Source organism: Deinococcus carri (assembly GCF_039545055.1).
Classification (GTDB): domain Bacteria; phylum Deinococcota; class Deinococci; order Deinococcales; family Deinococcaceae; genus Deinococcus; species Deinococcus carri.
Genome location: NZ_BAABRP010000029.1, coordinates 1 through 23,227, shown reverse-complemented (window position 1 = coordinate 23,227; position 23,227 = coordinate 1). Strand labels below are relative to the sequence as shown.

General features: G+C 70.3%; 17 protein-coding genes and 1 rRNA gene. 17 read left to right on the top strand and 1 reads right to left on the bottom strand.

From position 1 onward, the window contains the following. Positions 1-71 precede the first annotated feature (71 nt). Positions 72-3,389 (bottom strand): hypothetical protein, encoded by a 3,318-nt coding sequence (locus ABEA67_RS18800; RefSeq protein ID WP_345468288.1) that lies wholly within the window; start codon positions 3,387-3,389, stop codon positions 72-74. 180 nt (positions 3,390-3,569) lie between these two features. Here ABEA67_RS18800 and ABEA67_RS18795 point away from each other — a divergent pair, with 180 nt between their 5' ends. The 17 genes from ABEA67_RS18795 to ABEA67_RS18715 form a co-directional block, all read left to right on the top strand. Then, positions 3,570-5,642, top strand: a complete 2,073-nt coding sequence (locus ABEA67_RS18795) for a vWA domain-containing protein (RefSeq protein WP_345468286.1) — start codon at positions 3,570-3,572, stop codon at positions 5,640-5,642. A 401-nt stretch (positions 5,643-6,043) separates the two neighbouring features. Beyond that, positions 6,044-7,630, top strand: a complete 1,587-nt coding sequence (locus tag ABEA67_RS18790; protein WP_345468284.1) for a phage tail sheath family protein — start codon at positions 6,044-6,046, stop codon at positions 7,628-7,630. A 118-nt stretch (positions 7,631-7,748) separates the two neighbouring features. Further along, complete coding sequence (locus ABEA67_RS18785; protein WP_200868147.1) at positions 7,749-8,195, top strand: phage tail protein; 447 nt, start codon at positions 7,749-7,751, stop codon at positions 8,193-8,195. Between the two features lie 115 nt (positions 8,196-8,310). Further along, a complete protein-coding gene (locus tag ABEA67_RS18780; protein ID WP_345468280.1) occupies positions 8,311-8,754 on the top strand; it encodes a hypothetical protein in 444 nt (147 codons plus the stop codon). Then, the gene (locus ABEA67_RS18775) at positions 8,751-8,966 is read left to right on the top strand and encodes a hypothetical protein (protein WP_345468278.1); all 216 of its coding nucleotides are present in this window, start codon (positions 8,751-8,753) and stop codon (positions 8,964-8,966) included. Before ABEA67_RS18780 ends, ABEA67_RS18775 begins: the two co-directional genes overlap by 4 nt. A gap of 6 nt (positions 8,967-8,972) precedes the next feature. Next, entirely contained in the window at positions 8,973-9,449 is a 477-nt protein-coding gene (locus ABEA67_RS18770) for a phage tail protein (protein ID WP_345468277.1), read from the top strand. Between the two features lie 2,978 nt (positions 9,450-12,427). Further along, entirely contained in the window at positions 12,428-14,590 is a 2,163-nt protein-coding gene (locus ABEA67_RS18765; RefSeq protein WP_345468275.1) for an eCIS core domain-containing protein, read from the top strand. A gap of 98 nt (positions 14,591-14,688) precedes the next feature. Beyond that, a complete protein-coding gene (locus ABEA67_RS18760) occupies positions 14,689-14,961 on the top strand; it encodes a PAAR domain-containing protein (RefSeq protein ID WP_345468272.1) in 273 nt (90 codons plus the stop codon). Positions 14,962-14,965: 4 nt separating this feature from the next. Continuing rightward, on the top strand, positions 14,966-15,799 hold the full coding sequence (locus tag ABEA67_RS18755; protein ID WP_345468270.1) for a Pvc16 family protein: 834 nt from the start codon (positions 14,966-14,968) through the stop codon (positions 15,797-15,799). A gap of 119 nt (positions 15,800-15,918) precedes the next feature. Then, positions 15,919-16,602, top strand: coding sequence for a GntR family transcriptional regulator (locus tag ABEA67_RS18750; protein ID WP_345468269.1), 684 nt, complete (start codon positions 15,919-15,921; stop codon positions 16,600-16,602). Between the two features lie 38 nt (positions 16,603-16,640). Continuing rightward, the gene (locus ABEA67_RS18745) at positions 16,641-17,807 is read left to right on the top strand and encodes an ABC transporter substrate-binding protein (RefSeq protein ID WP_345468267.1); all 1,167 of its coding nucleotides are present in this window, start codon (positions 16,641-16,643) and stop codon (positions 17,805-17,807) included. A 15-nt stretch (positions 17,808-17,822) separates the two neighbouring features. Next, the gene (locus ABEA67_RS18740) at positions 17,823-19,007 is read left to right on the top strand and encodes an ABC transporter substrate-binding protein (RefSeq protein WP_345468265.1); all 1,185 of its coding nucleotides are present in this window, start codon (positions 17,823-17,825) and stop codon (positions 19,005-19,007) included. An 81-nt stretch (positions 19,008-19,088) separates the two neighbouring features. Next, positions 19,089-19,976 carry a branched-chain amino acid ABC transporter permease gene (locus tag ABEA67_RS18735; RefSeq protein ID WP_345468263.1) on the top strand — a complete coding sequence of 296 codons (888 nt, stop codon included), beginning with the start codon at positions 19,089-19,091 and terminating at the stop codon, positions 19,974-19,976. A gap of 127 nt (positions 19,977-20,103) precedes the next feature. Continuing rightward, a complete protein-coding gene (locus tag ABEA67_RS18730; protein ID WP_345468262.1) occupies positions 20,104-21,111 on the top strand; it encodes a branched-chain amino acid ABC transporter permease in 1,008 nt (335 codons plus the stop codon). After that, a complete protein-coding gene (locus ABEA67_RS18725) occupies positions 21,108-21,866 on the top strand; it encodes an ABC transporter ATP-binding protein (RefSeq protein WP_345468261.1) in 759 nt (252 codons plus the stop codon). The genes ABEA67_RS18730 and ABEA67_RS18725 overlap by 4 nt, the downstream gene beginning before the upstream one ends. Then, positions 21,859-22,611: an ABC transporter ATP-binding protein gene (locus ABEA67_RS18720; RefSeq protein WP_345468260.1), complete on the top strand. Its 753-nt coding sequence runs from the start codon at positions 21,859-21,861 to the stop codon at positions 22,609-22,611. The genes ABEA67_RS18725 and ABEA67_RS18720 overlap by 8 nt, the downstream gene beginning before the upstream one ends. A 510-nt stretch (positions 22,612-23,121) precedes the next feature. Beyond that, a 16S ribosomal RNA gene (locus tag ABEA67_RS18715) occupies positions 23,122-23,227 on the top strand; the annotation flags it as partial.

Here is a 23,227-nt window from a genome sequence, read left to right as displayed (position 1 = left end):
GGTGGGGATGGCGAGGAACTCGTCTGCCAGAATGCGAACGCGCTCCCCCGGAATCTGTGACTTTGACACGCCTAGATTCTCTCGGCTGGGAGCGCTTCGCCGTCGTTATGCAGGTGCAACTCCTGAGCCTTGGGCAGCCAGCTGTCGAAATCCTCAGCACTCAGGCCGCCCTTGGTCTTGTTGAGCTGATAGCGCTCGTAGCGCACCCGCCAGACTTCGGTCGGGGACGCGGCGTCAATCCGCGCCCGGAAGGCGTTGTATTCGTCGGTGGTCAGGTGGGGAAAATCGGCATGCTCAATCTGCCCGGTGGCTCCATCCTGCGGGGCGTTCCGGGAACGGTTCAGATAGTCGGCCTCCTGCAAGCGCAGTTCCCGCGCCTCGGCCACCAGGCGCTGAGCCTTGGGGTCCGTCTTCGGGAGGTCCCGCGCCTGCTGCTCACGCCAGGTCGCCATGTCGGCATGCTTGCGCGCTTCCAGTTCCAGCTCCCAGCGCCGCCCTCCCACCTGGGTGGTTTCGCTGTTGAGCAGGCGCTGAACGCGGTTTTTCAGTCCACCGGGCAGGCTGGTATCTGCGCGGGCCTCCACCGCATACCGCTGGTGGATCTGCACGTCCTGTGGGTGAGACGAGGGAGACATGTCCACGCGAGTGCGGCCCTGACGGTAACCGCTGATGCGGGTGGTGTTCTTCGCCAGAGTCGAATCGACCCCAGTGGGCATGACTCCACGCCGATTCCCCGAGACGTTGTTGATGTGGTCGCCCGCAGTGGTGCCGAAGCGTTCCCCCGCCGCGTGCATCGTGTTCTGCACGGCCCCGACTCTGCCTGGCAGGCGGGAGGCCGCAGCTCCCGTCCCGCTGGCGATGGCGTACATCATGATCGCCTCGGGGCTGGTCAGATTCTTCAGGGCGTCACTCAGGCTGCTGCCGGTGGCGAGGTCGCCCATCACGTTGCCGCCCAGGTCGAAGGCGCTGGAGACGCCGAACCCCGCGACCTTCTGGGTCAGGCCCTCGCCCAGCAGCCCGGCCCGGCCGAGGCCCTGGCCGATGGCCCCGCCCGCGCCCCCGATGGCCCCGCCGACGGCCCCGATCAGGGCGGCCTTGCCGATGCCGTCGAAGAGGCTCTTCTGGTTCCCGGCGGCCACCCCGATGTTGTCGATGGCGTTGTTGCCGATCTGGGTCACGGCCCCGGCCGCGGCCCCCACGATGGCCCCGCCCACGACTGTGCCGATCACGCCCGCCGCGGTGGCCCCGGCTCCGAGTGCTCCCGCCAGTGCCCCCACGGCCCCGATCACCAGCGGCCCGGCCAGCACTGCGACCACGATCACCACCGCGACCACCAGCGCAATCTTGACCCAGCCCTTCCAGCGGGGCTGAACCTGCGCGGCGGCCTTCTCGGCCTGAGCATTGATGGCCGCATCGAGCTGCGAGAAGCTGGCGCGAAGCTGCTCGATCAGTGCCCCCGCGCTGGCGGCCAGCTTGCCCTCCAGCCCGGTCCTGGCCTGCTCGAACAGGGTGCTCAGGTGTTGATGGGCAGCCTCGAACTCGGCGTGGGCCTGGGCGGCGGTGGCCGCGCTGCTGCGCCCGTGGGCCTGCTGCAACTGGGCAAAGGTCTGGAGGGCCTGGCCCACCAGCGCCTGACTGGACTGGCGGAAGCCCTGCGCGCTCTGGCTGGCCTGGGCCGCGCCGCTTCTGGCCGCCGCGCCGAGGCTGCCCTCGGCCTGCGCCGCGCCCCGGGCCAGGCCCGCGGTGACGTGGCCCACCCCGCCCCGCAACTGCGCCTGGGCACCCGTGACCATCCGGCCGATCTGCGCCTCGGCCCCGGCCAGCGCGCGCCTGAGCGCCCTGGGATCGGGAGCCTGGCTGCTGCGCACCTGCGTGCCGAAGCGGTTCAGGGTGCGGTCGAGCTGCCGCGCCACCTGCGTGACGCTGCGCTGGAGGCCCCGGACGGCCTGATCCGCCTGCCCGTCGAGGGCCTGGGTCTGCTGCGCCGCGGCGTGGGCGATGGCGGCGAGCTGGGTGCCCTGGGTCTGCCCCAGCCCTGCCAGTACGCCCTGAAGCTGCGTCTGGAGCGCCTGGTTCAGCTGCGCCTGGGCCTGCTGAATCTGGCGGCGCGTGCGGGCCTCGTCGTCACCGAGCTTTCGCTGGGCAGTCTGGAGGCGGGCTTGCAGACCCGCGCGGGTCTGCCTGGCCGTGGCCTCGATGGCGGCGAGGTCCCTGCCCAGGCCGCCGTCCGGGGCGAGAAGCTGCGCGGCCTGCTCGTTGCCCTGCTCGGCGTAGCCTTGCTGGTAGGCGCGGCCCACCTGCCGGGCGGCATCGGCGCGGGCCTTCCAGCGGTCGTCGGTGAGGGGGCCGTCCCAGAAGCTGTCGTCCTTGCCGGTCACGTTGGCCAGGTAGGCGCTGGCGCGCGCTTCTGCATGGGCCAGCGCCTCGCCGCCCACCGTGACGCCCCCCGCGCGGTAGCGGGCCGCGCCCTGCTGGTAGGCGGCCGTCACCCCGCTCTTCTGCGCGCGGGTCCGGGTGTCCACCTGCCGCAGCGCGCGGGTGTGGTCGGCCTTGAGCCTGGTCCTGGCCGCCTGGGTGCTTTTCGGCAGGGCGGCCAGGGCGGCGGTGGCCCTGGCCTGAAGCTGCCCGTGCGCGACGGCCGCCTGGGTGCCCGCCTGTGTCCGCATGGCCGCGATGTTGGCCCGCAGCGCAGCCTTGTGGCGTCGGGCACTGGCCTGCACCCGGCTCCTGGCCCCCTGTGCCGCCGCACGCACCTGCGCGCCCAGCTTGCCGCTCAGCGTCTGGAGGCGGCCCGCCTGGGCGCTGCCCCGCTTCAGGAACCCGCCCACCAACTTGTTGGCCTGGGTGCGGCGTTTCTCGGCGTCGCGCAGGACCTGTCTGGGATTCAGCCGGGCCGCCTTCAGCTTCAGCGGGTCCAGCCGCGGCTTGGCGAAGGCGGCGGGCATGACCTTCGTGGACGGTGTGGTGGGCCGTTGGAGAGACAGGCGGCGCGGCGCGGCGACCTGCAAGGCCGTCCGGACGCTGCTCCTGCCCGCGCCGCTCTGGCGCGCGGTGGCCTTGACGGCGGGGACCCTGGGCGGAACGGCGTGCATCTGGGGCAGGGGACCCCGGACGGGCCGCTTGCGGGCTTCCATCTGCCGGGTGGGGGCCTGGACCGGTGGCGGGGCGGCCGGCCGGACACTTCGCTGGGGGTTCAATCTAACCTGGGCCTGGACAGCCGCCCGCGGGGTGCTGCGGTTGAGCTGCGCGGCACGCTGGGCCTCCGGGTTGGCGGCGGGGTCGCCCTGCGGGGAGGCCGCCCCGGGGGGATGCAGCCGCCGGGCAGGCGGCGACTCGTGCTGCGGCTCGGGGCGCGGGTTGGTCGGGGACGGGCGTTCGAACTTGAGCATTCGACCCTCATCGGTGCCCCTGGGGCATCTGGATGGGCGGGATGGGAGGACGCCGGACTAAAGGTGTGACTATCCTAACACTGGCTCCCCTGACATTGGCTCCATGGTGGCGAACGGGGCAGGCGACCCCGCCACTTTTCCGCGCCCCATCCACGCGGCCCTCATGCTCTAATCGCGGCTATGGCCGCCCGCCGCCCACGCCGCGTTCCGCCCCTGCGCCGCGCCGCCCTGGCCGGCCTGCTGCTGGTGTCCTCCTGGCCCCCCGCCGCCGCCCAGAGTGCCGAGCAGACCTGCACCCTGCCGGTCAGCCCTCCCCCGGACCAGACGCGGGTGGTGTTCCTGCTCGACACCTCCGGCAGCATGGTGGGCCAGGGCGACAGCGTCGCCAACATCTTTGCCGCGGTCCAGGGCGCGATCCTGCGCGGCATGCGGGCCACCACCGCGCCCGGCACGGTCGAGATCGACACCTTCGACCGGGGACCGCGCCAGCGCGCCAGCTTCCTGTGGCCGGCCGAGCGCGCCGAGTTCGAGCGCACCGTGAACGGCCTGGAGGCGAACGGGGCCAACACCTGGCTCTACCGCAGCATGGAGGCCCTCTTCGGGCGGCTCTCCCCGCGCGCCCAGGTGGCGACCACCGTGTACGTCGTGACCGATGGGCGCGACAACGACCCCGGCGGGGCGACCATCCAGAGTGCGCTGGACGCCTTCGACCTGTCGCGCGGCCCGTTCGACAAGCTGTACTACGTGGCGCTGGGCACGGCCGTGCCGCAGAGCGTCAAGCAGGCCTTCGCGCGGACCACCTTCGCCCAGGCCATCGAGCTGCCGGTGGGCCAGGCTCCCGACTTCACCGCCGTGACGCTCACGCCGGGGCTGGTTACGGTGGGGCCGACCGGCAGCTTTCCCTACCGCCGCCCGGCGGGCACCACCCTGGAACTGGAGTCCGGGCGCATCGGGGACGCCGCCGTGACGATCAGGAATTCGCGCGGGGCCGGCGAGCGCGTCGACCTGGACATCCAGGGCACCGTGCCCGCGGGCAGCGTTGGCTACATGTGCGCGCAGCTCCCGGACGCCCGCCAGAACGTGCTGCTGCGCTTCGACCAGGACACGCCCCGGCGGCCCGGCTCGGCGGCCCCGCTGCCCCCCACGCTGGGCAGCCTGGTGCTGCTCAACCCGAAGCTGGACCGCGTGCTGTCGCGCGGCGAGCAGGCGGTGCTGCATTACCGGGCGGTGGGCGGCCCCGTCACGGTCGAGGTCGCCGCCGAGCCGCCCGAACTGGGTGCCCGCCTGCCCGACCAGACCGTCAGCCTGCTCGAAGGCGAGCGGGTGGACCTGACCGTCACCGACCGCAGCCTCGCGGGGGGCCAGGAGGCCGCGCCGACGCTGCGCCTGAATGACCGCACACCCATGCGGGTGCCCAGCTTCGTGGGCGAGATTCGCCGGCCCTTTCCGTGGTGGTGGCTGCTGCTGCTGCTGTTGCCGCTGCTGTGCCTGCTCTTCCTGCTGGGGCGGGCGCGTCGCACCTTCGTGCCCTATGCCCTGTCGGTGAACCGGGCGCTGGTGGTCTTCCTGCACGATCGCCAGGGCCGGCGGCGCAGGGCCGTGCTGCGGCGTGACCAGACCGACATCGGTGCCGTTTTCCGCGAGGAGCGCCTGCGCGGCCTGGTGCTGGAGCGGTACCGCCCCGAGCCGGAGGAGGAGGTGGTGCTCGACAACAGCGACATGAGCAGCATCCGCGACTACGCGGGCCAGCGGCTGCGCCGCGCCGCCCGACTGCTGGCCCAGCCCGACACCCTGCGCCTGCACAAGCACGGCCGCGAGGAGGGCGACTTCCTGCAACTTCAGGAGACGCTGGCGCTGGGGCAACTGTACGTGTTCACCGACTACACCCCGCCCCGGGTTCGCCAGCGCCCCGCGCCCCCGCCGCCCGAGCCGCCCATCGACGTGATCGTGTCGCTGCTCGACGGCCCCCGGATGCAGGAACTGGAGCTGCCGCTGGACGACGTGGACCTGGCCGACGTGTTCGGCAACGAGGACCTGCGCGGCCTGGTCGTGCGCCGCGAACCCGGCCTGCTGCGCCTGCGTGCCCTGCGGCCCGAGATGCGCCTGCGCCACATCAGCCGCGAGTTCTACCCCGGCGAGGCCCTGCCCCTGGCGGTCATGCTCGACCTGCGGGCGGGTGATCCGGGGAATGGAACCCGTGCCTACCAAGTCCGCATCCGCGACAAGGCCTCCCTGGACCGCTACCGGCGCTGACCCGCCTGCCGGGTGCCTCCCCCCCGCGCCCTTCCCGCCCGCCATTCTCACGGCACGGGAAGGGCGTGGGCTGCAATCCTGCCCGTCTGCCCTCCAAGAGAAATCCTGACCTCAAAGTCAATTCCCTGTGCCCTCCTTGACCTCCCGTTCTCCAGGACAGAACACACCGCTTCTCGCGTTTTTGATGGAGCGGTGTCGGCAGACACGCGGTCAATGCCTTTGAACACGGTCCAAACTTTCATTCAATGTGAAACGAAAAAAAGGGGAGAGGCCTGCGGAGTCTCTGGTGGCCCGTCAAATCTTATTGACTCCTCCCTGATGGGCCTCTATTGTGGCGCACATAGTACAGAGTAGGAGCAGCGTACCCGGCAGCAAGTTCCTTTCAGAAGAAGGTGGAGGTCATGCCCGAATATCTGTCGCCAGGTGTCTACGTCGAGGAGACGTCGTCGGGACCACGTCCCATTGAGGGGATCAGCACCACGACGGCGGCCTTTCTGGGCTTTGCGCCCTCGGGGCCGGCCAATACCCCGGTGTTTATCGCCAACTGGACCCAGTACCTCGAAACCTTCGCGTCGCGCGACCCCGACGGGTCCTATAACCCGCATATGCCGGGCACCTACCTGTCGCACTCGGTGTACGGCTACTTCAACAACGGCGGCACCCGCTGCTACGTGACCCGCCTAGTGCCCCCGCCCAAGGACGTCAAGGACGGCAAGACCGTCGAGATGCCCAAGACCCTGCAACTGCCCACCCGCGCCTCCAAGGCGGTGGCGTCGCTGACGGTCGGGGCCAGGGGCGCGCCCAACAGCGACGTGAGCGTGGAGGTGCAGCCCCCCACCCCCACCGAGCAGGACCCGCAGCCCCAGGACGGCACCTTTACCCTGCGCGTCCGGGTCAACGATCAGGAAGAGACCTTCGAGAACGTCTCGATTGCCAAGAAGCACCCCCGCAACGTGGTCGAGGTGGTCAACCAGCAGAGCCAGATCATCGAGATCACCGAGCAGGCGACCGCGGGTGCCCTGGCCGAGCGCGTGCCCGAATTCGGGGCCTTCGTGATCCACTCGGGCTTCACGCCCACCAGCGGCACGCTGGCCCTCCAGAGCAACCACTTCGTGGGCAGTGTCCACGACCGCTCGGGCATCGAGGGCATGGAGATCGCCGAGGACGTCTCGATGATCTGCGCGCCCGACCTGATGAGCGCCTACCAGAACGGCCTGATCGACCACGACGGCGTGAAGTCGGTGCAGCGCGCGATGATCGACCACTGCGAGCGCAACCGCAACCGCATCGCCATTCTGGACCCGCTGCCCGACCTCACGCCGCAGCAGGTCAAGCGCTGGCGCGAACACGACACCAATTTCGACTCCAGTTACGGGGCGCTGTACTACCCCTGGGTCAAGATCAACGGCCCCGAGGGCAAGCCGATCATGGTGCCGCCCAGCGGGCACGTCGCGGGCATCTTCGCCCGCAACGACACCGAGCGCGGCGTTCACAAGGCCCCCGCCAACGAGATCGTGCGCGGCGCGCTAGACCCCGCCATGCAGATCACCAAGAGCGAGCAGGACATCCTGAACCCCATCGGCGTCAACTGCATCCGCAGCTTCACCGGCATGGGTATCCGAGTGTGGGGCGCGCGCACGCTGGCGAGCGACGCCCGCTGGCGCTACGTGTCGGTGCGGCGGCTGTACAACTACGTCGAGAAGAGTGTCGAGCGCGGGACCCAGTGGGCCGTGTTCGAACCCAACGACGAGGAGCTGTGGGCCAAGCTGCGCCGCGACATCACGGCCTTTTTGACCATCGTCTGGCGCAGCGGCGCGCTGTTCGGCAAGACCGCCAGCGAAGCCTTTTATGTCAAGTGCGACGCCGAACTCAACCCGCCCGAGGTGCGCGACCTGGGCATGGTGTACGTCGAGATTGCCATCGCGCCCGTGAAGCCGGCCGAGTTCGTGATCCTGCGCTTCGGGCAGTTCGCGGGCGGCGGCCAGTAAGCCGCCTTTCCGGCCCGGCCGACCAGCGACGCAGGCTGTACCGGAGACTCCGCGCGCACCCAGAGGTTTAGAGTAAGCACAGGCCCTTCGTTCCCATTCTCAGCCCCAGGAGGCAGACATGACCATGACGCACCGTGACCCGTTGGTGGCCGCCTACTTCGCCGTGGACTTCCAGAACGGCGTGACCGGCGCTTTCCGTGAGTGCACCGGCCTGGGCAGCGAGAGCCAGGTGGTGGAGTACCGCGCCACCGACGAGCGTGGCAAGCCCATCCTGATCCGTGAGCCGGGAACCATGAAGTACACCGACATCACCCTCAAGCGCGGCATCACCGACAGCATGGACATGTGGCAGTGGCGCAAGCAGGTCGAGGACGGCGACATCGACGGCGCGCGGCGCAGCGGCACGATCACGCTGTACAACCAGCGCGGCGAGGCGATCGCCCGCTGGACCTTCGAGCGTGCCTGGCCGCAGAAGCTCAACGGCCCGACCTACGATGCCAAGACGAACGAGGTCGCCATCGAGGAACTGACCATCACCCACGAGGGGTACAAGCGCGTTCAGTAACGGGCAGCCGGGCGGGCGGGTGGGCCGCTATGGCCCCCGCCCGCCGCTCCACCCCAGGTTCCCCATATCATAGCCCCCACACCACCGCTGAACCCGCCGCAGGCTGGAGCTGACCTTGACCGCCTTCGCTACCTATCACGAGTTCCTGCTGCCGCTCGGGTACGCCGACGCGGCGGGGCGGCTGCATACGCGCGGCGTGATGCGGCTGGCGACCGCGCTCGACGAGGTCGAACCGCTGGGAGACGCCCGCGTCAAGGACAACGAGGCCTTTTTCGGGATTCTGCTGCTGAGCCGCGTCACGCTGCAACTCGGGGAGTTCGCGCCGGTGCCCCCTGAGGTGATCGCGGGACTGTATGCCGCCGACTTTGCCTATCTGCAAGCGTTCTACGCGGCCATCAACGCGCCGGGCAGCGGTGCCCCGGTGCTGGCCCCCCTGCCCATGCCCGCCACCGCGCCGCCCGCCAGCATCGAGGCCGTCTGTCCACAGTGTGGGGCCGAACTGATTCTGGACCTCGAGCCGGCTCCCCTGCCGGATACCCGTGAGGTTTCTGTGCCATGAGTAAGCCTGCATCCCCTGCCGCCCCACCGCCCACTGCCGCCCGGCCCGCTGCCGGGTCTGGCGGTGACGTGGCCCGGCCAGGCGGTCCCAGCGTGGGGGCCAGCCGCAGCGCGCCCGCCATCGACGTGCAGGTTCTGGCCGACAAGGTCTACCGCCTGTTTCTGGCCGACCTGAGCTTGCAGCGGCGGCGCGCGAACGGCCGAAAGGAGTAAGGGGAGATGGAGATAGACGCCCGCCCCAAGGTGGAGCAGCACAAGGGGACGATCGCCAACGTCAACTGCCGGTACTACGTGAAGATCAACGGCGTGGAGAACGCGGTGTTCTCCGAGGTCAGTGGCCTTCAGATGGAAACCGAGCTGTTCGAATATGCCGAGGGCGGCAACAACGAGTTCATTCACCGCCTGCCAGGCCTCACCAAAGTCGGCAACGTGACCCTCAAGCGCGGCATCAGCGTCGATAACGAGCTGTTCCGGTGGTACCTGCGCATCGCCCAGGGCATCATGGACCTGCGGACCGTGACCATCGCCGTCTACGGCACCCAGCAGCGCAATTATCCGGTGCAGCCGGTGGTGCGCTGGGAGCTGCTGAAGGCCTTTCCCTGCAAGTGGAGCGGGCCGCAGCTCGCGGCCAATGGGGAGACCGTGGCCGTGGAAACCATCGAACTGGCGCACATGGGTGTGCTGGCCGTGAACTGAGGCCGGGGACGGAGCCAGGCATGCACATCCCCACCCTGCTGGAACGTGCGGAGGCCCTGCGGCACTACCGCGAACACTACACGGTGATCTTCGCGCCACCGGTCAGCGTGCGCCTGCTAGGACCTGGCCCGGCGGCCCGTGCGCCGGTCGCAGCGCGCCCCCTGGCCCTTCCCGCTGCCGTTCAAGTGCCGCGGCAACGCTGGCACGCCACCGCCCGCCTGCGTCACCTGCCCGCCGCGCCGGAAGTGGACGCGGCGGGTTGGTTGCCCCCGGTGGAAATGCGGCCGGCTGTTGCCCAGTCAGGCGGCCCACACGATCCACCCACCGGGCCTGCGTTCGTGGGGAATACTTCCCTGGACCATCCCGTGCCGTTGCCGGTCTCGGAAGCCCATGTGCCCCTGGCCGGGGTTCCGGACGCCGGACCTGACCGAGTCTGGCGCTCGCCCCCGCCGCCCGAGTGGAACGGGCAACCCACAGTGCCCTGGCCTCCTGAATCCTCCGCCGGGCTGGCCCCGTTCGTCCCGCCGAACGCCGACCTGGGACGAGAGGACAGGAGCACGGTCAGCGGCACCGGGGAGACTGGGCTGCCTGGACAGGACAACCGCCCAGAGCCTTCCCCCCGCCTGGCCCCGCCCGTGCCGCCCGTACCCCAGCGGTCGGGCGGCCAGTTGAGTTTCCGGGAGCTGCTGGCCTTCACCCAGAACGAGGCGGCGGTGACGCCTGGCCCAACCCCGTATCCGGCTCCCCCCGAGCTGCTTCCGCTAGCGGACCACGCCCAGCCGACAGAACACTATGCTGGCCCCTGGCCTACGGAGCCTGGCCCGGCTCCGGCAGATGCTTTCCCCGGTTCGCTGAGTGTCCCTGGGCCTCAGGCTGCCCCGTCTGTTCCTGCCGGCATCCCAGGTCTGGAGGCAAGCGGGCCTGCGCCGCAACCTGCATCCCCCGAGGTAGGCACGCCGCCCCCGGCACCTGCGGCCGCCGTGGCCGTTCCGCTGCCCGAACGGCCGCCACTGGCCGCGCCGCTCTCCAGCACGCAAGAAGACGCGGCGGCTGTCACTGGTCCCAGCGCCCCAGCTCCTGTCCCCCTGTCGGAACCTGCCGCGCCGCCAGTCACTGCTCCACTGGTTCCTGGGTCTCCGATGACTGTGCCGTCAACCAGTTACGGCGAGGAGAATGGGCAGGCCGCGGCAGGGCTATCGCCCGGCGGGGCGGAACAACTTCTGAGGAGGGAACCCACTGCTCCGCTGCCGCGGGTTCCGGAAGAGGTCCGCCCCACCTCGCCTGAAGCGGCCCCGGTTCCTCCTCCTGTGGCGGCCGCCTCCCCTGAAGGCACCTCGTCCGGGGAGGGCGCGGCCCTTCCCGCTGCGGCGCAGGCAGAGGCGGCCCCTGAGCCGGTTTCCCCGACCCTGCCCGCAGTCAGCCCTGCTGAACCCCTCAGAGAACAGCCTGCCGACGGTGCCGCGACCGTGTCGGCTGAGCCAGTTCCCCCGCTGTCCGGGGGAGCCGGCAGGGCCGAACAGACCGACCCACCCAGCCTTGCCCGCCCGCCTGTGCCCGAGACGCCTGCCTCGCCGCAAGCCCCTGAGGAGAGGGGAGGGCAGGTGGTGCCGGCGGAGGACCCGGAGGTGCGGCGGAAGTTGAGTGCTCACCTGCCGCGTCAGCCGGGAACGGAACTCAGCCTGCCCCGTCGGCCCCGTCCGGTGCCATATCAGCCGCCCCGCGCGCCGGAACCGGTGGCGGAGGTGCCGTTGCATACCCCGGAGCAGGCACAGAGCATCCTGTCGCGGCTGAACCGGGTGCAGGAAAGCGAGGCGGACGGGAGCAGCGAGGCACGGCCGCTGTCACTGGCCGAACTGCTCGCCTGGCAGCGTGACCCTCCCTCGGGCGCGAACCCGAGTCCGGCGGCTGAAGCCGGAAGGCCCTCCCCCTCTCCCGCGCCTGTGACGGCTGACGTTGCCAGGAGTGAGGCGGAGGTGCCCCTACCAGCTTCTCCGGCAGAACGGGGAGAACCCGCAGAAGCCGCCGCTGCGGCAGCCGGGCTGCCCCTCCCGGCCAGGACGGGTGGCCCGGCCGCCGCGCCGGAACTGCCCGCCTCCGGAGCTGCGCTGCCTGTCGTCCCATTATCTTCGGCGGGGCAGGACAGTGGTGCAGGGGACGGGCCTGTTTCGCCTCCAGACCCATTCCCGGCAAAGGTCGGGCCGGAGCCAGGAGTTCCTGTTCTGCCTTCCCCACAGCCAGAAGCTCGGGCTGCATCGGATGCCGGGGTGGTGGCCTCGCCTCCGATGCCCGCCGCCCCCGGTGCCGCACCGGAGATGACGGCGCAGCCGCGGCCCGCGGTGAATGCGCCAGCGCAGAGCGCTCCCACGGAAGCTCCGGCGGATGTTCCGGCGGGGGCTGCCGCCGCGGGGCCGGAGCTGCTGGCGCAGGCCACGGCCCTGCCGGGCGAGCCGTCCGTGCCCAGGGACGCGGAAGTCGCAGCGGCGGAACAGGCTGATGCGGAGTCGGTCCGAACAGAGCCAGGACAGGCGGAGCCAGCCGTGCCCGCAGACGGACAGCGTGAGCCGGACGAGGCAGCCCCGGCAGAAGCTGGCGCACCCCTGCCCGAAGCGCAGGCCGCTGAACTGGCGGCAGGGACCGGGGCCACTGCCCTGCCCGCCCCGCTGTCGCCCGCGGCCGCTGTGGAGCCAGAGGTGGGGCCACCTGCCCCGGCAGCAGACCCGTCCGCCACAGGGCAAGTGCCGGAGCGTGCGGCGGCCTCAGAGTCTTTCGCCCGTGCGCCCAGTCTTCCTGAGGAGGCCGCTCCGACCCGTCCCGCGGCCCAGAATCCGGCGGCTCAGGCTCCGGCGGCGCAGACGAGCGCACCGGGGCCGGTACCAGTTGCGCCCCCACTGGTCCCTGCGCTGCCAGCAGATGACGTGGGCAGCCTCCCCCCGACCGCTGCTGCGCTGCTCTCGGAGGCCACTGCGCCCCGGAGTCCAATGGCTCAGGCTGACCGGATAGAGGTGGACCAGGCTCCTGCCGCCGCGCCCCCCACTTCCCCCACGCCGCCTCCCGAGTCGTCGGGGAGCGAGCTGGAAGTGGTCGTCCCGCCAGCACCCGGCGAGCCGCTGGAGGCCCCAGGGTTAGGCCAGACACCGGCGACCGTGCCGCCGCCCATAGAGGACGCGGGGTTGACTGTCCGGCAGGAGGCAGCGGCGGTCCCTGCCCGAGTCGAGGAACCTTCAGGTCCGCAAGCCCCTGAGGAGAGGGGAGGGCAGGTGGTGCCGGCAGAGGACCCGGAGGTGCGGCGGAAGTTGAGTGCCCATCTGCCGCGTCAGCCGGGAACGGAACTCAGCCTGCCCCGTCGGCCCCGTCCGGTGCCGTATCAGCCGCCCCGCGCGCCGGAACCGGTGGCGGAGGTGCCGCTGCATACCCCGGAGCAGGCGCAGAGCATCCTGTCGCGGCTAAACCGGGTGCAGGAAAGCGAGGCGGACGGGAGCAGCGAGGCACGGCCGCTGTCACTGGCCGAACTGCTCGCCTGGCAGCCGAACCCTCCCACGGGCGGGAACGCGGCCTCCCCCCTGGAGGCACCGGTGGAGGCCAGGAACGGCGAGGTGGAATCCGGAGCGCCTGCCGTTGCGGAAGGGGAGGCCACTGAACAGCGCGGGCAGACTCCCGCCATTCCGGACAGCGCCGGTGAGACGGCTGGCCCCGCCCAGATGGCCCTCCCACGGGGTCCGGTTGACCCGCAGAACCCGTCCAGCACAGTTCCCGGACCTGCCGGACTGGCAGCGGCCCGGCCCGGTCCCGAGGCAGCCGTTGCTCCGCTTCCGCAGTCGCCGGACGCCGACCAGGGTGCGGCCCTGCCCCATCCTGTGAGGCCGGACGTGGCCCCGAAGGCCTCCGCGGAGAATGGGGCTAGCCTGTCCGCTCCCCAGGCCCCCCTGCCGGGGAGGGAAGGGACACACACGGCGGGAAGCGTGCCTGCTGTGCCTCCAGGCTGGTCCGCGGGCGGCCCGGAACAGGCCAGGGGGGAACCTCTTCAGCGCACCTCCGGCTTTTCCCCGGTCGTTCCCGGAGCGCCACCGCAGCCACGGCCACTGAGCGGTGGGCTGCCCCTGCCGCCTGTTCAGCCGTCGCCCACGGCCGCCCCCGCCGGGTTCCCACCTCAGACGGCTGGGCCGGGTCCCCGGATCGCGGAACGTCTCGACGGGGGGCCGGTCACGGAGGCAGGTGGCGTGGCCCGGCCGCGGGAGGTGATGGGCCAGGCCGCCCCCATGCCGCGTCCGGTGGCGCGTGCCCTGGCGGACCCCACCGCGCGGGCACCCTTGCCGCTGGAGGTCAGGTCCCGGCTGGCCCCCCTGCTGGGGCAGGACGTGCCTGGTGTTCACGTGATCCAGAATGCCCACGCCACCGAGGCGACTGCCGCCGCTGCCGCCGATGCCCTGGCGGTGGGGGACACGGTGCTGCTGAGTCCGGGGCAGGACCTGGCCTCGCCGCGCGGCCTGGGGCTGCTGGCACACGAACTCACGCACGTGCTGCGGACGCGCGACCCAAGTTTCGTGCCCCGAGTGGTGCAGGCGGAGCCGCAGGGAAGGGGCCGGGCGGCCCGGCTGGACGAGGAGACGCTGGCCGAACGGGTGGAAGGCCAGGTGCGCCAGCACTTCGCGCCACCGCGCCCGGCCCCCCGGCCCTCAGGCATGGCCGCGCCGTCCCCCACCTCTGCGGCCCCGCCATCCGTTCCGCCCCCACGGCCAGCCGGTGGAAGCTGGGGCGGCCTGCCCGCGCCCTGGGAGCCGATGCCGTACTGGGAAGCGTCGGCCGCCCCGGCTCCGGCCTCTCCGGCGCTCGGTTCTCCGGCCTTCAGCCCCCCGGCGGCTCCCCGCCCCGCCCCGTCCGGGGGGCCTGGGGTCGGTCCGTCCGCGGCCCCCGCCGCCGCAGGTGCCCCCGCAGTACGTGCGGCCAGCGTGACGCGCTCGGTGGATCCTCCCAGCCAGCCGGCGTCTGCCCCGGCGGCCGATTCGGCCCGCACCCAGGGACTGCCGGTGGGGAACGACCAGCAGCGGGCCAGCCGCGCCGCGCCTGACCTCGACCGGCTGGCGCAGCAGGTGTACGGCCTCCTCAAGCGCCGTCTGAGTGCCGAGGTGCGGCGTGATCATTGATGCTGCGGGGGACTCCGTGAGTGAAGTGGGCATGACGGGGCGGCCGGTCAAGGCCAGGCCCCTTGCAGGCGCGCCCCGGCTGCGGCAGCATGGTCGGCATGGCTGAGCCTGCCCTGCGCGTCGGTGATCCCGGTGCCCACGGCGGCACCGTGACCGCCGGTGCTGCCACCGTCACCATTGTCGGCGTGCCCGCCGCGCGCCTGGGGGACCCGCACAGCGAGCCGCCCCCGCTGGTCGCCCACGGTCCGCAGGTGATTGCCACGGGGTCGGCCACCGTCTTTATCGAGGGCCGGCCGGCGGCCCGCCAGGGCGATACGCTGGGCTGCGGCGCGGCCCTGCTTCCCACACAGTTCACGGTCCTGATCGGCTGACTCTGTGATAGGTGCCGTTCACGAAGCCCTGCGGTCCATGCTGCACCAGGACGGCAAGATTCCAGCGGGTGACATCGACATCACCTTTGCCATTCCGACCCGTGACTGGGTGGCCGCCATCAGCCGCCCCACGATCAACTTCTACCTGTACGACATCACGGAAAACGTCAAGCTGCGCGCCAACGAGTTCGAGGCCCGCCGCAGCGACACGCGCGAGGTGCTGCGCCTGCGCCCGCGCCGGATTGACCTGAAATACGTGGTGAACGCCTACTTCAAGTCGCAACTGGCCGAACTCGACGACCAGGAGTGGCTGATCCTGTGGCGGGTGCTGGCGACCCTGATGCGCAACAGCGACTGGCCCGATGAGCTGCTCCCGCCCGAGGCGCGCGCCCTGGGCACCTCGCTTCAGGGCCTGGTCAGCCACCCCGAGACCGCGCCGCGCCCCGGCGATATCTGGAGCACCCTGGGCACCACGCCGCGCCCCGGCCTGCACTATGTCCTGACGGTGCCGCTGGACCTCAACATCGAGTTCATGCACACGTTGGTCCTGCAACAGAGCGTGCGCTTCCGCGACCTGGGCACCGGCGATGTGATGCTGTCCAGCCAGCGCAACTCCTGGCGGCTGCGCGACCCGTCCGGCGCGCCCGTGCCGGGGGCCGAGGTGCGCCTGCCGGGTCGCCCCGGCCTGAGCATCAGCGACGAGGAGGGCATCTTCAGCACCGCCGCCCCCCATGCCGAGGTGCCCCAACTGCTGATTCGCCGCCCCGGGCGCGACACCTGGGACCTAATTCGGACGGAGCCGGGCAGCTCGATTGTGGTCCTGGACCCTGTGCCCTGAACCTTACGCGCTGCCCGGTCCCGGCGACCCCAGCCTGATCCCCACCCTCCTTCCGGCTTGAATCCAGGACTGTTACATGTAACACTCATCCTGTTCCACAAGTCAGAAGTGCCGGCGTTGTGCAGACGGCCGGAAGGGAGGGGTCTACCGTACTTCAACCCGTCGCCAGTGACCGCGTCGTCGATGTGGTGCGCGAGAGGCTGCGCGCGGCCATCCTGGCGGGCGAACTCGCCCCCGGCACCCGTCTGAGCGTGCCGGAACTCGCCCGGCATCTCCAGGTGAGCCGCTCGCCGGTGCGCGAGGCGGTGCTGCTGCTGGTGGGGGAGGGGTTGGCGGTCGAACACTCCCGCCGGGGGGTAGAGGTGGCGCGGCTCGGCCTGCGCGACCTGCTGGACCTGTACGAGCTGCGCGCCGCGCTGGAGAGCCTTGCAGCGGGCCTGGCAGCCGAACGGATGACGGGTACCGACCTCGCCGCGCTGCGGGGCGTGCTGGACGCGCAGGGGGCAGCGGCCCTGCGGGAGGCGGGCCAGTTCCGCGAGCTGGACGCGCGGTTTCACCAGATTGTCGTCCAGACCTGCGGCAACGCCCGGCTCGCCCGGCACGCCGAGCTGCTCGCCCACGAGATGCGCCTCGCCGGGCCGCTGCTGCTGAACACCCCCGACCACCTGCGCCGCAGCCACGAGGAACACCGCGCCATCGAGCATGCCCTGCGGCAACGGGACGGCCCCGCCGCCGAGGCTGCCATGCGCCGCCACCTGACGCGCGTCGCGCAGGCCGTCCGCGCCCACCACGCCAGCCCCTGATCCTCCCCCTCTCTGCTTTCCCGAACAGGAGAACCCGCATGCGCCAGACCCTGCTGCTCAGCCTCGCCCTCGCCCTTCCCCTCTCGGCCCTGTCCGGCGCGCACGCCCAGGGCACCATCAAGATCGGCGCGATCACCTCCGTCACCGGGCGGTTCGCCGAGTTCGGCAAGATGCAGCTCGCGGGCTTCCGGGTCGGCGTGGACGAGGTGAACCGGAGGGGCGGCGTGCTCGGGCGCAAGATCGAACTGGTGATCGAGGACAACGCCAGCGACGTGAACAAGGGCCTGGCCGCCGCCGAGCGCCTGGTCAACGCGGGCGTGCCGCTGGTGCTCAACGAGTACTCGTCGAGCCTGGTCAAGGCGCAGGCGCAGTACCTCGCCCGCCAGAAGGTGCCCGCCCTGGTCTTCAGCTCCAGCGGCGACGACATCACCAAGCCCGGCAGCGACTACATCTTCCGCCTGAACCAGCCCGCCACCGAGTACGCCCGCGCCATCCTCAACATCTTCCGCGACAACAAGTTCAAGAACATGGCGATCATCGCGGGCACGGGGGCCTTTGAAAAGAGCGTCGCGGACGCGGCCCAGGACATCGCCAGGGACTACGGCATCACGGTGGTGGAAGACCAGCGCTACGACAAGGGCCTGACCGACTTCCGGCCCGTCCTGAACCGCATCAAGGCGAAGAATCCCGACGGCATCCTGATGGTGTCCTACGCGGAAGACAGCGTGGCCCTGATGCGCCAGGCGCGCGAGGTGGGCGTCAAGCCCCGCCTGTTCGCCGGGGGCGCGGCGGGCTTCGCGCTGCCGGAGTTCGTCAAGGACGCGGGCAACGCCGCCGAGAACGTCGTGACGGCCACCGCCTGGATTCCGCAGCTCCGTTACCCCGGCACCCAGAAACTCAACGTGGAGCTGAAAAAGGCGCTGGGCGGGCAGGACCCCAGCTACCACGCCGCCCAGGCCTACGCCGCCGTGCTGGCCGCCGCCGAGGCCATTCGCAAGGCCGGAAGCACCGACCGCGAGAAGGTGAAGGCGGCCCTCAACACCCTCAACATGCAGACCGCCTTCGGCCCGATCCAGTTCAAGGACTACAGCGGCTTCCGCAACCAGAACCCGCTGACGATGATCGCGCAGCAGGTGCAGGGCGGCGCGTTCGTGCCCGTCTACCCCAAGGGCGTCGTGCCCCGCCCCATCAAGTTCGAGCGCTGAGCCACCGGAGGCCGCATGTCCAGCTTCACCCTGTCCAGACCCAGACTGTCCCGTTCCCTCGCTGCCCTCGCGCTGCTGGCGACCAGCTCGCTGGCCCTGGCCGACACGGTGCGGGTGGGGGCCATCACCAGCCTCTCGGGCCGCTTCGCCACCTTCGGGCGGATGCAGCAGGCGGGCTTCCGCGTGGCGCTCGACGAGATCAACGCGCGCGGCGGCGTGAACGGCAGCCGCCTCGAGCTGCTGCTGGAGGACGACGCCAGCGACACCAACAAGGCCCTCAACGCCGCCGAGCGGCTGGTGAACCAGAAGGTGCCGGTGGTGATCGGCGCGTATTCCAGCGGGATCACCAAGCCGCTGTCGCAGTACCTCGCGCGGGTCAAGGTGCCGCTGCTGGTGGCGACCGCCATCGACGAGACGATCACCAAACCCGGCAACCCCTACACCTTCCGCGTCAACAACCAGTCCTCGGTGTACACCCGCAGCCTGATCGACCAGCTCAAGAAGATGGGCGGCATGAAGACGGCGGTGATCCTCACCAGCAACGACGCCTTCGGCAAGAGCGTGCTGAACGACGCGGCCGCGCTGCTGCCCCGCGCGGGCTTCACGGTGCTGGCTAAGGACACCTACGACAAGGGCCTGACCGACTTCCGGCCCCTGCTGAACCGCTACAAGGGCCAGAACCCCGACGTGGTGATCCTCGCCAGCTACGAGGAGGATGCCGTGGCGCTCGCCAAGCAGGTGAAGGAGGTGGGCCTGTCGCCCAGGGTGATCGCGGGCATCGCCACCGGCTTCGCCCTCCCCGACTTCCTGAAGGGCGCGGGGGCCGCCGCCGAGAACTACCTCGTCACGATGGTCTGGAACCCGGACGTGCAGTATCCCGGCGCGCGCAGCCTCTACACCCGCCTCAAAAAGGCGCTGAACGGCGAGGAACCCTCCCAGCACGCCGCGCAGAGCTACGCCGCCATGCTCGCCGCCGCCGACGCGATCCGGCGCGGCGGCACCGACCCCGAAAAGGTCCGCGCGGCCCTCACCCAGACCCGCCTCAATACCGCCTTCGGCCCCGTCAGCTTCCGCACCTACGGCGGCTACCAGAACCAGAACAGCGTCGTGGGCCTGATCACCCAGGTCCAGAACGGCCAGTTCGTGACGGTCGGCCCGGCAACGGCGGCGCGGGGCAAGATCGTCTTTCCGAGGAAGTAAGTGGGAAGTGGTGAGTCGTCAGTGGAGGGTCATTTCCACCCACTTCCCACTGACCACTCACCACCGACCAAAGGAGTGTTCATGGATCAAGTCGCCGTCACGGCGCTTTTGCAGACGCTGGCGCAGGGCCTGCTGACCGGGGGGCTGTACGCCCTGATCGGCACCGGCCTGAGCCTGATCTTCGGGGTGATGAAGGTCATCAACTTCGCCCACGGCGACTTTCTGGCGATCGGGATGTTCATCACCCTGGCGCTGTTCCGCACCTTTCACCTGGACCCCTACCTGAGCCTGCTGGTGGCCGCGCCCGCCGGCTTCGCGCTGGGCTTCGTGCTTCAGCGCCTGGTGCTCTCGCGGCTGGGGGACCGGCTGAGCGAGGCCAGTATGCTCGCCACGCTGGGCCTGGGGCTGATCATCAGCAACACGCTGCTGCTGACCTTCGGGGCGCAGCCGCAGAACATCAACGTTCCCTACGCCACCAGCACCTTTCAGCTCGGCGGCGTGCAGGTCAGCATTCCGCTGCTGGTCGCGGGGCTGGGCACGGTCCTCGCCATCGTGGGCCTGAACCTGCTGCTGTACCGCACCGAGCTGGGCCGGGCTATCCGCGCCACCGCCCAGAATCCGCTGGGGGCCGAGTTGCAGGGCGTGAAGACCTCGCACATCCAGGCCATCGTCTTCGGGCTGGGCGTGGCGTTCGCGGCCATCGCGGGCGTGCTGCTGATGCCGCTGCTGTACGCCTTTCCCACCGTGGGCGAGAGCTACACCACCAAGGCCTTTATCGTGACCGTGCTGGGCGGCCTGGGCAGCCTGCCGGGCGCGATTGCGGGCGGGCTGGTGCTGGGCGTGATCGAGTCGCTGGGGGCCTTTTACATCAGCAACAACTACCGCGACGCCTATGGCCTGATCGCGTTCCTGCTGGTGCTGCTGCTGCGCCCGGAAGGGTTGTTCGGACGGACGGTGAAGCGCGTATGATTCCGAAAAAATCGGCGTTTTCCCCGCATTTTTTCCGAGCGGACGCGAGTGGGAAGGGCAGCGGCTTCCGGGAATTGGAGGGGCTGACGGTGTTCTCCCGGCAGGCCCGGAAATGGACGGGGGCCGCGTGACGACGGCCGCACCGCTGCCCACTGTGCGCCCCCGCGCCCTCACCTTCGGCAACGTCTGGCTCAGCCTGGCGCTGCTGGCCGTGATGCTGCTCTATCCGCTCGTCTTCGGCAAATCCCTGAACTTCGGCGTCTCCACCCTGATCTTCGCGGGGCTGGCGATGGCCTGGAACATCCTGGGGGGCTGGGCGGGGCAGCTCAGCCTGGGCCACGCGGCCTTTGTCGGGATCGGGGCCTACACCCTGACGCTGCTCGCCATGCCGGAGCGTGTCCCGGCCTTCTTCGGTGGTCCGGTCGCGCCGTGGTGGGGGGCGCTGCTCGGCATGGGCCTGGCCGCCCTGCTCGCCGCCGTGTGGGGCGGGCTGACCTTCCGGCTGCGGGGCAGCTATTTCACGCTGTCCACGATTGCGGTGGCGCTGGTGCTGCGGCTGGTCGCCATCAACAGCGACTGGACCGGCGGGGCCGAGGGGCTGTTCATGCCCGAGCTGCCCACCCTCTTCGGCCTGGACCTGTTCGACCGCAAGGTGGAATACGGCCTGGCCGTCGCCTTCGTGGCGCTCACGCTGCTGGTCACGCACCTGCTGCGCCGCTCGCGCCTGGGCTACGCCCTCCAGGCCGTGCGCGAGGACGAGGACGGCGCGCGGGCGCTGGGCATCGACCCCGCCCGCATGAAGCTGGTCGCGTTCATGCTCAGCGCCGCCCTGACCGCCCTGGGCGGCAGCCTGTACGCCATCTACCTGAATGCCTTCGAGCCGCACACCTTGCTCGAACTGCCCGTCAGCGTGCAGATCGCGCTGATGGCGATCATCGGCGGGCGCGGCAGCATCCAGGGGCCGGTGATTGGGGCCATTCTGCTCGCGGCCTTCGGGGAGCTGTTCCGCACCGTGTTCGCCAGCGCGAACCTGCTGATCTACGGCGTGCTGATCCTGGCCGTCACGCTGTTCGCGCCCAACGGCGTCATGGGCCTCTTTCAGCGCGGCGGGCGCAGGCTGGGGACCGCCAGGTGACCGCGCCCGTTGCCTTCCACCCGGCGACCGGGGCGGGAGCACCCCTCCTGGTCGCCGAGGGCATCACCGTCCGCTTCGGTGGCGTGACCGCGGTCAGGAACATCAGCCTCGCGGTGCGGCCCGGCGAGATTCTGGGTCTGATCGGGCCGAACGGGGCGGGCAAGACCACCCTGTTCAATGCCCTGACCGGCTTCGTGCGCCCCAGCGCGGGCCGGGTGACGTTCGCCGGGCGCGACGTGACCCACGTCCAACCCCAGGCCCGGGCGCGGATGGGCATGGCCCGCACCTTCCAGGTCGAGCGGCCCTTCGAGGACCTCAGCGTGCTGGAGAACGTGCTGGTCGCCAGCTTCCTGCATCACCGGGGCCGCGCCGCCGAGGACCAGGCGTACGCGGTGCTGGAGCGGGTGGGCCTAAGCGACCGCGCCGCGCAGCCCGCCGCCGAACTCAACCTGGCCCGCCGCCGCCGCCTGGAACTCGCCAAGGCGCTCGCCCTGGAACCTCGGCTGCTCTTTCTCGACGAGAGCATCGCGGGTCTGAACCCGCCCGCCCAGCAGGAGATGGTGGCCCTGATCCGCACGCTGGCCGCGTCGGGCCTGGGCATCGTGATGGTCGAGCACATCATGCACGTGATCATGACCCTCTCTGACCACGTCATTTGCATGGCTTTTGGTGAACTGCTCGCGGAGGGTCAGCCGCAGGCCGTCGCCACTCACCCCGACGTGATTCGCGCCTACCTGGGAGACGAGCATGACTAGTGTCCAGCCCCAACCCGCCCCCACCCCTATCCGCGACCGCGTGCTGAATGTGGAGGGCCTGGAGGTGGCCTACGGCGAGGTGCAGGTGGTATTCGGTGTCTCGCTGCACGTGGACAAGGGGGAGCTGGTCGGCCTGGTCGGCGGCAACGGCAGCGGCAAGAGCACCATCCTGCGCGTGCTGTCGGGGATGCTACGGGCCAGGGCAGGCGCGGCCACCTACCGCGGCCAGAACCTGAACGGCGTGCCGCCACACCGCATCACTGAGTTGGGCGTGGCGCACGTTCCGATGGGCCGCCAGCTGTTCGGCCAGATGTCCGTCGAGGAGAACCTGCTGATGGGCGCGTACCTGCCGCGCACTCGTGCCCACCGCGCCGCGAATCTTCAGAAGGTCTACGACTTCTTTCCCCGCCTCACCGAAAAACGCCTGGCCCCCGCCGCGGCCCTCTCCGGCGGCGAGCAGCAGATGGTTGCCATCGGCCGCGCCCTGATGAGCGAGCCGGAGGTGCTGCTGATGGACGAACCCTCGCTGGGCCTGGCCCCGCTGGTCGTGTCCGAGGTGATGCGCGTGATCGGCTCCCTGCGCGAGCTGGGCCTGACGGTCCTGCTGGTCGAGCAAAACGTCCGGCAGGTCCTCAAGGTCACCGACCGGACCTACGTGCTGGAACTGGGGCATCTGGTCAAGGAAGGCCCCAGCCGCGAATTGATGGGCGACCCGGACATCATCAAGGCCTACCTGGGCGTGTGACGCTGGAACCCTGGCAGGCCCCTCGCCGCACTTGGGCGAGGGGCCTGCGCCACTAAAAACGAGTGTGCCGAGGCCCTTGACAGGGCGGCGGCAGCGGCCTATCTTTGCAGGCCTGCGTGAAGGAGGTCCTAACACGCAGGCCCTTGATTCGGTGAGCAGTCTCTGGTTCGGGGCAGGGTTGACAGTCTGCAAAACAGACAGTACCTTATGGACCTGCGCAAGGCGCACTCAGGAAATGTGAGTAAGGTCTTGACAAGTTTAGGCCGAGCAGATACACTACTGAGGTGCTGAGGGGAAACCCCCGACGCGCAGGAGCGTAAGCTCCGCGAAGCATGACAACGGGAGAAGCTTGAGAAGCAAAGGGCCACCCGACAGGGTGGTATGAGCGGAAGTCCTTAGGGATTTCTCCAGACTCGTGAAGAGCCGCGAGGCTCAATAGACACCGGGCTTTGGCTTGGGGTGAACACATATCAACGAACGGTCCGCGTGGCGGACCGTTGCTTGAGCCATTTTATGGAGAGTTTGATCCTGGCTCAGGGTGAACGCTGGCGGCGTGCTTAAGACATGCAAGTCGAACGCAGTCTTCGGACTGAGTGGCGCACGGGTGAGTAACACG